At 41.7% G+C, this 8,768-nt stretch carries 10 protein-coding genes; 4 read left to right on the top strand and 6 right to left on the bottom strand.

Going from position 1 to position 8,768, the window contains the following annotated elements; translation table 11 throughout:
• Nucleotides 1-34: 34 nt before the first annotated feature.
• Nucleotides 35-991: a CDF family Co(II)/Ni(II) efflux transporter DmeF gene (dmeF, locus tag G0029_RS16075; protein WP_180011576.1), complete on the bottom strand. Its 957-nt coding sequence runs from the start codon at nucleotides 989-991 to the stop codon at nucleotides 35-37.
• 56 nt (nucleotides 992-1,047) lie between these two features.
• Here dmeF and G0029_RS16080 point away from each other — a divergent pair, with 56 nt between their 5' ends.
• The 4 genes from G0029_RS16080 to G0029_RS16095 all read left to right on the top strand — a co-directional run bounded on the left by G0029_RS16080 (nucleotide 1,048) and on the right by G0029_RS16095 (nucleotide 3,913).
• Complete coding sequence (locus G0029_RS16080; RefSeq protein WP_180009138.1) at nucleotides 1,048-1,314, top strand: metal/formaldehyde-sensitive transcriptional repressor; 267 nt, start codon at nucleotides 1,048-1,050, stop codon at nucleotides 1,312-1,314.
• 115 nt (nucleotides 1,315-1,429) lie between these two features.
• Nucleotides 1,430-2,605, top strand: coding sequence for an MFS transporter (locus G0029_RS16085; RefSeq protein WP_227591844.1), 1,176 nt, complete (start codon nucleotides 1,430-1,432; stop codon nucleotides 2,603-2,605).
• A 128-nt stretch (nucleotides 2,606-2,733) separates the two neighbouring features.
• Complete coding sequence (locus G0029_RS16090) at nucleotides 2,734-3,486, top strand: hypothetical protein (protein WP_180110249.1); 753 nt, start codon at nucleotides 2,734-2,736, stop codon at nucleotides 3,484-3,486.
• Nucleotides 3,487-3,604: 118 nt separating this feature from the next.
• Complete coding sequence (locus tag G0029_RS16095; protein WP_180110248.1) at nucleotides 3,605-3,913, top strand: hypothetical protein; 309 nt, start codon at nucleotides 3,605-3,607, stop codon at nucleotides 3,911-3,913.
• Between the two features lie 85 nt (nucleotides 3,914-3,998).
• Here the strand turns inward: G0029_RS16095 and mnmE are convergent, their stop codons facing one another.
• From mnmE to rpmH, 5 genes are all read right to left on the bottom strand, one after another.
• Nucleotides 3,999-5,354, bottom strand: coding sequence for a tRNA uridine-5-carboxymethylaminomethyl(34) synthesis GTPase MnmE (gene mnmE / locus G0029_RS16100; protein WP_180009134.1), 1,356 nt, complete (start codon nucleotides 5,352-5,354; stop codon nucleotides 3,999-4,001).
• Between the two features lie 92 nt (nucleotides 5,355-5,446).
• Nucleotides 5,447-7,213: a membrane protein insertase YidC gene (gene yidC / locus G0029_RS16105; RefSeq protein ID WP_180022819.1), complete on the bottom strand. Its 1,767-nt coding sequence runs from the start codon at nucleotides 7,211-7,213 to the stop codon at nucleotides 5,447-5,449.
• A 5-nt stretch (nucleotides 7,214-7,218) separates the two neighbouring features.
• A complete protein-coding gene (gene yidD / locus G0029_RS16110) occupies nucleotides 7,219-7,539 on the bottom strand; it encodes a membrane protein insertion efficiency factor YidD (protein WP_078189510.1) in 321 nt (106 codons plus the stop codon).
• Nucleotides 7,540-7,548: 9 nt separating this feature from the next.
• Nucleotides 7,549-7,941: a ribonuclease P protein component gene (gene rnpA, locus G0029_RS16115; protein ID WP_078189509.1), complete on the bottom strand. Its 393-nt coding sequence runs from the start codon at nucleotides 7,939-7,941 to the stop codon at nucleotides 7,549-7,551.
• 31 nt (nucleotides 7,942-7,972) lie between these two features.
• Nucleotides 7,973-8,107, bottom strand: coding sequence for a 50S ribosomal protein L34 (gene rpmH, locus G0029_RS16120; protein ID WP_000831329.1), 135 nt, complete (start codon nucleotides 8,105-8,107; stop codon nucleotides 7,973-7,975).
• Between the last annotated feature and the right edge of the window lie 661 nt (nucleotides 8,108-8,768).

The following is an 8,768-nucleotide window of genomic DNA, read 5'->3' on the forward strand; positions in this document are numbered from 1 at the left end:
CGCAATAGCTACATGCCGTTTCACGTGGAACATATTAAGCTGCATCAGGTGAATTAATTTCAACAGACACATGTACAATTTCTTCATGAATCGACAGCGCTTGACGCACTTCATCTGCGCTCAATGCCTGACTGGTTTCTAAAGCCACAATACATGAAAACTGACCTTTACCCACTTTCCACACATGTAAATCGGTCACATCGACGTCGACAGGCAATTGCATTAAAACCTCTCGGATCTCATCAACGACAGGGTGATCCATTTCCGCATCCAGTAATGTTTGTCCTGTTTCTTTCATCAAGCCAATGGCCCACTTACCGACCAGCACTGCACCAACAATCCCCAATAGCGCATCTAAAAATCCCCAGCCCATCCATTTTCCGGCAAATAAAGCCACAATCGCCAACACCGAAGTCACCGCATCAGCAACCACATGCATGAAGGCTGCTTTCTGATTGAGATCGTGATGATGATCATGCTGCTCCTCATGGCTATGCTCATGATGGTGATGGTGATGGTGATGGTGATGGTGATGGTGATGGTCATCATGCAATAACCAAGCACAGATCAAGTTCACCACCAGACCTAAAATCGCAATAGGGATTGCTTCGTTATAATGAATTTGGACCGGGTTGAATAAGCGTTCCACCGAATGAAAAGCCATAAATGCAGCAACAACCATCAATAATATCGCGCTGCTATAGCCCGCTAAAATTTCAATTTTCCAAGTTCCAAAGCTAAAACGAGCGTCTTGAGCATAGTGGCGTGCCGCACGATAGGCAAAATAGGCCAAGCCTAATGCCAACATATGTGAACTCATATGCCAGCCATCTGCCAATAATGCCATCGAATTAAAAATCCAACCGCCAATGACTTCTAACAACATCATGACTGCCGTTAAAATAGTGGCAATTAAGATCCGTTTTTGTGCGAGTGGATTACCTTCATCAAATTGATGATGATGAATTCGGATGGATGGGGAAGTTTTCATTAGGTTCTATGCTTAAATATACTCCCCCTTAGTATATTTATTTTCGGGAGAAAGTGTTGAGTCATTTACATCAGGACAAAAAGATTTTAAATCGGGTTAAACGTCTACAAGGTCAGGTCAATGCGGTTGAACTGGCTTTACAGCAACCCGAAGCAGGGTGTATTGAGGTATTACAACAGGTTGCGGCCATCAAAGGTGCTGTAAATGGATTAATGAATGAATTAATCGAAGCACATTTACGCCATCATGTATTGCCTCAAGATGTTGAAATCAATGAAGCAGAACTGGAAGAATTTGTAAAACTGCTTAAACGCTATGGATAACGTTACAACTGTGATTTGACCATGGAAAACAATCGGCATTAAACTGAGTCCATATATTCTTCTTTCTCATACAGCACAATATTGACCCTATTGGCTGTACCTCTGCGACTTTAAAATGACCACATCTCCCTCTTGGCGACCGTTTATCATGGTGAGCCTTGCACTCTGTATGGGCACTATTGGTACAGCGCTAGCTAGTCCTCTGTATCCCATTTATCAACAACTTTGGGGACTGCTGCCGAGTCATATCACCTATATCTTTGTTGCCTACATGTTTGGTTGCCTAGCGACCTTGCTGTTTTTAGGTCGTACCAGTAACAGTTTTGGTTTTTTAAGAACCCTGCAAATCGGTATGGCGTGCATCATCTTAGGTTTAAGCTTATCAGTGTTTGCCAGTAATGCACTGTGGTTATCTATCGGGCGCTTTATTATCGGGATTGCCTCGGGTTTAATTAGCACCTCAGCCATACTTGGCTTGGTCTATACCATTCCTGAACAGCATAAAAATAATGCACCGCAGCTGAGTTCAATCATTACCGTGATTGGTTTTGGTCTTGGCCCATTTATTGGTGGGGTGATTGCCCAATTTTCGGAACAGCCTTTAGTCACCCCTTATATCCCTGTGATCTTTGGGGGTTTGGCATGTCTAATTGGGTTGTTTTTTATTCGCACACCGAACTTTGAGCCACAGCCTTTTTCAGTGGCACCACATTTGGAATTGCCTGAAAAGCGTGATCATTCACGATTTTATATCGCCGGACTGACTGCCTTTTGTGCCTTTGGCTCTTTTAGCTTATTTGCATCACTCGCACCCTCTTTCGTCAAAGATGCGATCCCATGGCATGGCCCTTTGGTCAGTGGTAGTGCCATTGCAAGTATCTTGCTGGTTTCCGCTGTCGTGCAATTTATGGCGAAATCGATTCCTTCTGAAAAATGTGTCAATGCCGGCTTAATGGTGTTAATACTGAGCTATGCACTTCTTGCCCTATGTATGACCCAACACTGGAGTGCATTGTTTTTTATTAGCGATATTTTAGTGGGTGTCGGTCATGGTCTGGGGCTTTTAGGCGCATTTGGCTTAGTTCATCAAATGACCAACAATCAAAACCGTGCTGCGGTGATCTCGACCTATTTATTTATTGGATATCTAGGCACCATTATTCCAATTATTGCGGCCGGTTATTTATCTGATCATTTTGGCTTGATGGTCGGTGTTTTAGGTTTTTGTATTGGCGTAGGTTTATTGTGTATCGGCTTATTGCTTTGGCACCGCAGTCTGAACACCAATTAACCACTAAACTTATTCAAGAAGCATCTTGTATTGGGTGCTTCTTAAACCCAAAAACAATTAAGAAACCCTATAAAAATCAATCAAATTAAATTAAGATCTTGTGTGATGTGATTCAAAAATTTTAAAAAATGCTAAAAATTCAATGTCAAATTAACACTGCAGAAAATCAAATCATCGCCAACAGCGAATACGGGAATATTCACTATATTTTACCCTTTGAATCCTTACCGCAATTAGAAACCTATGATTTTATCGTTTGGGGCTTTTTACCCATTGCTATGCGCCTTGGCATCCCGCTGCATGTAGAAGGACCTATTTCAATACAAACCCTCCACTCCGCACGTGAGGTTTCAACGGTCTGGGCCGCTTGGTTACCTGATTTATATCAACCAGTCATGCTCAGTGCTGCATCAATCATTCAAACACCACCAGCAAACCAACCCACTCAAAATTTAAGCTTTTTTAGCGGTGGGATTGACTCCACATATAGTACATACAAAGCTTTTCTTGAAAATGGACAAGACTCTGATTGTCTCACTGTGCATGGAATGGATTATAAATTTGATGACCATGAAAAATTTCAGGCCTTAATGGATCAGACCCATAGTTTTAGAAGCCAAGTTTTTAAGCAAAGTCGCGTGGTAAAAACTGATGCTTACGCGCTGTACAGTAAATATGGCTGTAACCCTAAAGGTTCGCATGTCACACATATCTTTTCGCTGTTTTCCTGCGCTTCGATTTTTGAACATTACCAGCAATATCGAATTTCAGCCGATTACCGTTTAGATCAACAATTATTCGTTCATCCCTATGGCTCAAATACGGCATCCAACCGATTGATGAAGAACCGATCTGGGGGTCTTAATCACCCTCGACGATGATGTCACGCGATCACAAAAAACCGCATTTTTAAGCCAATCGAACTTAGATTTACAAACCCTGTCGATCTGTGTGAACTATACGGCTCGACCTAAAAATTGTGGTCAATGCAGCAAATGTATGCGCACCAAAGCCATGTTTTATGCCACTAGCCCCGAAATTCCCGATATCTTTTTAGATCGTCGCTTTGAAAAACAGTGGTATCAATCCATTCCATTAAGTTCAAAAATCAATCGTGCTTTTTTAATTGATATTTTGTCAGCGGTCGAAAAATCTTCGCAACAGCAACAATTTCCAGACTATGCAACACTCAAAGTCAAAGTTGAAGCCGCATCGAAAAGAGCAGCAATCAATCCTTTTTATGGGATGAAAATGAAAGATGTGCTGAGAACGATCTTTAAAATCATTTTGGGCTCAAACCCTCGCTAAACGATGTAAAAAAAGCACGATGTTTTCGAACATCGTGCTTTGGATGGATCTATCCATAGGTGAAATGAGGAGCTCAATCGTTTTATTACTTTCCGATACAGAACGATCCAAAAATCTTCCCGAGTAAATCATCTGCACTGAAATCACCCGTAATTTCACCTAAGGCATTTTGCGCCAAACGTAGAGACTCGGCTACCAACTCACCCGCATGATAAACCACCAACTGCTCACGTGCTTCTGCAAGATAGCGCTGAGTGCGCTTCATTGCATCTAAATGACGTGTTCGAGCAATAAAGGTATCTTCCTCTGGTTGAAAGCCTGCATGCGCTGTAATCGCATCAATAAGCGCTTGAACGCCGGTTTCTTGTTTAGCCGAAACACGAATATGTCGAAAACCGTTTAAATCGGTAATTTCTGCGGTAGATCCCGTCAAATCGCATTTATTACCAATCAGCATCAAACGCTTCGGTTCAATATGATCCGCGAAGTACGCTTGAGCCAATTGCAGTGGATCTTCGCCCTGACTTAAGTCATAGACCAAAAGTAACAAGTCAGCTTGCTCAATTTCTTTAATTGCGCGGCGAATCCCTTCTTTTTCGACGATATCACCGGTTTCACGTAAACCAGCGGTATCGGTCAAAGTAATCGGCAAACCATTGAGGCTTATTTTTTCATGTAAAACATCACGTGTCGTACCTGCAATATCCGTCACAATCGCACGTTCCACACCCGCCAAAGCATTGAGTAGAGATGACTTACCTGCATTAGGTTTACCGGCAATCACCACTTGTAAACCCTCACGTAGTAACTGACCTTGACGAGCAGACTGCTGTACAGCATGGACCGAGCTTGCCACTTCATCCAATAAGCCCAAAATCTTACCATCCGCCAAAAAGTCGATTTCTTCTTCAGGAAAATCAATCGCTGCTTCCACATGCAAACGCAAATGGATAAGTTTTTCTAGCACCGTATTAACCTTGCTCGAAAAGGCACCTTGTAATGAACGTACCGCAGAACGTGCCGCTGCTTGTGAGGTGGCATCAATCAGGTCGGCAATCGCCTCGGCTTGCACCAAGTCCATTTTGCCATTTTCAAAGGCGCGCATTGAAAATTCGCCCGCTTTTGCAGCAATAGCACCCAATTCAAGTAACCGTGCCAATAATGCATTTTGAATAACGGGGCCGCCATGACCTTGAAGCTCCACCACATCCTCGCCCGTAAAAGAGTGCGGATTTGGAAAGCAAATCACCAAACCTTCATCCATGATTTCATTCGATGCATCATAAAACTTACGGAAACCAGCAAAACGAGCTTGAGGTAGGGATTGCTGCGTTAATGCTTCTGCAATGGCATAAGATTTGGGACCAGACAGGCGAATCACGCCGACACCACCACGACCCGGCGGTGTGGCAATTGCTGCGATGGTGGTTCGGTTTAACATAAAATTCACCTAAAAATTTTCAAACGACAGATAAAGAAAAATCCGCCTAAGATTACCATCTTAAGCGGATTTATTCAGCCCATCAGCAATGCTTAGTTTGCTGAGTCAGCCGCTTCACGTTTTAAACGGTCTTTTTCAACAGATTTGTTAATCAAACCTTGTTGAAGAATAGTAATACTGTTGTTACAGATCCAGTAAAGCACAAGGCCCGCAGGGAAGAACAACATAAATACCGTAAAAATCACTGGCATGATTTTGAAGACTTTCGCCTGCATTGGATCAGCCGGTTGTGGGTTCAAACTTTGCTGAATAAACATGGTTAAGCCCATTAATAGCGGCAAAATAAACCATGGATCCATCGCAGATAAATCTTGAATCCAACCTAACCACGGCGCATGACGTAGTTCAACGGACTCCATCAACACCCAGTACAAAGCAAGGAAGATCGGCATTTGGAGCAATAACGGCAAGCAACCTGACAGTGGGTTTACTTGTTCACGTTTATACAATGCCATCATTTCTTGCGAGAAGCGCATACGGTCTTCACCGAACTCTTCTTTCATGCGTTGCATTTCAGGTGCAATCACACGCATTTTCGCCATAGAGCGGTAGCTCTTCGACGACAATGGCCACAAGATCAGTTTCACCAGAATCGTCAATAGAATAATTGACCACCCCCAGTTACCCACTAAACCGTGGAAAAACTCAAGACCGACAAACAATAATTTCGCAATAGGCCATAACCAACCGTAGTCTACAGTTTGGTTTAAACCAACCGCCAATTCTTTTAATTCAGATTGGATTTTTGGACCTGAATAGAACGTTGCATCTACTTCTGCCACAGTTCCTGCAGGAACATTGATTGCAGGTGAAGTGAACTGAATAATGTTCATATCATCGGTAGATTTACGTGACTCAAGTTTCGCAGCATAAGGTTGACCATTGGCTTGCGTTAATTTGATCTGTCCAGGAATCCACGCACTCACGAAGTAATGCTGAACCATTGCAACCCAACCGCCAGTTGCTTCAACATTCAATTTTTCTTCATTGAAGTTAGCAAATTTAAGTTTGTTGTAATGTTCTTCAGGCGAACCCCATGCACCACCAAGGAATGTACCTAAAGTGAAAATACCTTGATCAGATTTACCTGGATCTTCAGAGTTGTCGCGTTTAAGCTGACCAAACATCTGACCTTGCCAGTTCTGAGCACTGCGGTTCACGATTTTATGATTCACGACAACAGGGTATTCACCTTCAGTGAAGTTAAAGGTTTTAATAACCTCTACACCATCTGCTGTTTTATAAACCATTGGTACTGACAAAACTTTTGCTGTTTGGCCATCTTTACCCTTCACAGCTTTTGCGTCATTCAACGTATATGAAGATTTTTCAATCTCATAGGTTGGACGTCCTTTCGGATTGCTGTCAGGGCCATTAAGACCAATTAAGCCAGACTGAGCAACATAAGTCCGTTTCGCATCGCTTTCAAGCATTACAAACGGTTCGTCGCTGTCTTTATTTTTGTCATGATTGAGTAATTCAATACGAACAATATCGCCACCCTTTGGATTAATCCAAAGATGGTAAAGGTCAGTTTGTACTGAAATTAACTGTTGACTAACAGGTGCAGTGGCATCTGTTGTTTGTTGTGTAGCAGCATTATTTGCTTGCGGCACATCAGTAGCAGCCGTAGCTGTCTGGCCATTTGGCAAATCGGCAGATACTTCATGCGTTACCACCGCAGCATTTTGCTGAGGTTTTTGTTCCGCATTTCCATAATCTTTCTGCCAAGCCAAAATGAGCAAATATGCGACAACAAACATGGCCCCTAGAATTGCAATCCTGGCCCATTGTTGCATAGGTATTACCCCAAGTGGTTAGAGTGATTTTGGTTCAATAAACGTTCACGAAAGGGTACAGCAACGTGAAGCGTTTGAGAATCTATTTGCTGAAATGAAATAAAACGAATTGCTTTTGATGGAACAGGATCATAGCCTGAACCGCCCCAAGGATGACAACGGCAAATACGCTGAACAGCTAGACACACTCCACGTACAGCACCATGTTGATGGACTGCTTCCAAAGAATATTGAGAACATGTTGGAATATAACGACAGCGTGGTCCCAATAAAGGACTAATCGCAATCTGATAGAAACGAATGAGCCAATGCAGTAAACGAACCATTGGTCATCTCTACGCTTGTGGGGAGGTAGCTATTTTTTTATGCTTATTTGCAAGGCGCTGCAATTTTTGCCAAGCAAATTGTAATTGCTGATGCAACTCTGCATTCGGTACCGCCTCTATGCCCATTTTTGGCATAACGACAATATCTAATACATTAGACTGCTGTTGATGCAGGCGAAAACTTTCGCGTGCAAGTCGTTTTACTCGATTTCTTTCATGTGCGCGGCGCACTTTTTTCTTAGCAACAACAATACCCAAACGGCTATTCGGCTGTTCGGAGATTTTTGCTAGAAATAAGAAATGGGGTTGATGCACTTTAAAAAGCGCACCATCGAACACACTTTTATAATCGGCAGCACAGTGTATTCGCACATCTGTGCTAAAGCCGTAAAGTGTTGTCATAACACCCAAGTCTTGACAGTCTTAACTGAAATTAAACAGTTAAGCTGTGACGACCTTTTGCACGACGACGCGCTAATACTTGACGGCCAGCTTTAGTAGCCATGCGAGCACGGAAACCATGAACGCGTTTACGTTTCAACTCAGAAGGTTGGAAAGTACGTTTCATATCGAAACTCCACAAATGATCTTTCAGTAAAGGTTCGCGATTTTAGTGCTCATTGCTTGAGCTGTCAATGAAAAACACGCTTTCTTTCAAAATCTAGGCTGTGATATATCAAGATAATATAAGGATTAGAAATCAGTCAGAAAGTTTTAAATTAAAATATTCACAAACTAAATCATTGTATATATTAATTATTTAAGTTATCTTCAAGTTTACTCACAGATTTATCCACAACCTCAAATTTGTGAAATTGGTTTTTATGAATTTAAATTTGAATTTAAACCAACCATCAAGTTATCCCCAGAATGGGTCGATCTTATAAATAAATTCAAATTTTAAAATTTAAATTTATTATTATTAGTGTTGATATTTTCTGTGGAAAACGTATTTTTAGATTTAAAAAACAAATGGTTACATTGTGGATAACGATGTTTTTATAAGTTTGATAGTTTGTGGATAACTTTGTGCTACAATTTATCCACAGCTTGCGGATAAACTTATCCACACGTGATTTAAATTTAAATTTAAACTCAATTTGCGTTTTTTTGATCGATTTCGACTGATTTGTTCATGACAGATGTGGATAAGATGGTTAGAATGGCTGCCCGCTTAGGCGGGGTTGAATTATTTTTTTACGTACAATGGACTGAAATAGGGGTTTCAC

Source organism: Acinetobacter sp. YH12138, assembly GCF_015218525.1.
In the GTDB taxonomy this organism is placed as follows: domain Bacteria; phylum Pseudomonadota; class Gammaproteobacteria; order Pseudomonadales; family Moraxellaceae; genus Acinetobacter; species Acinetobacter amyesii.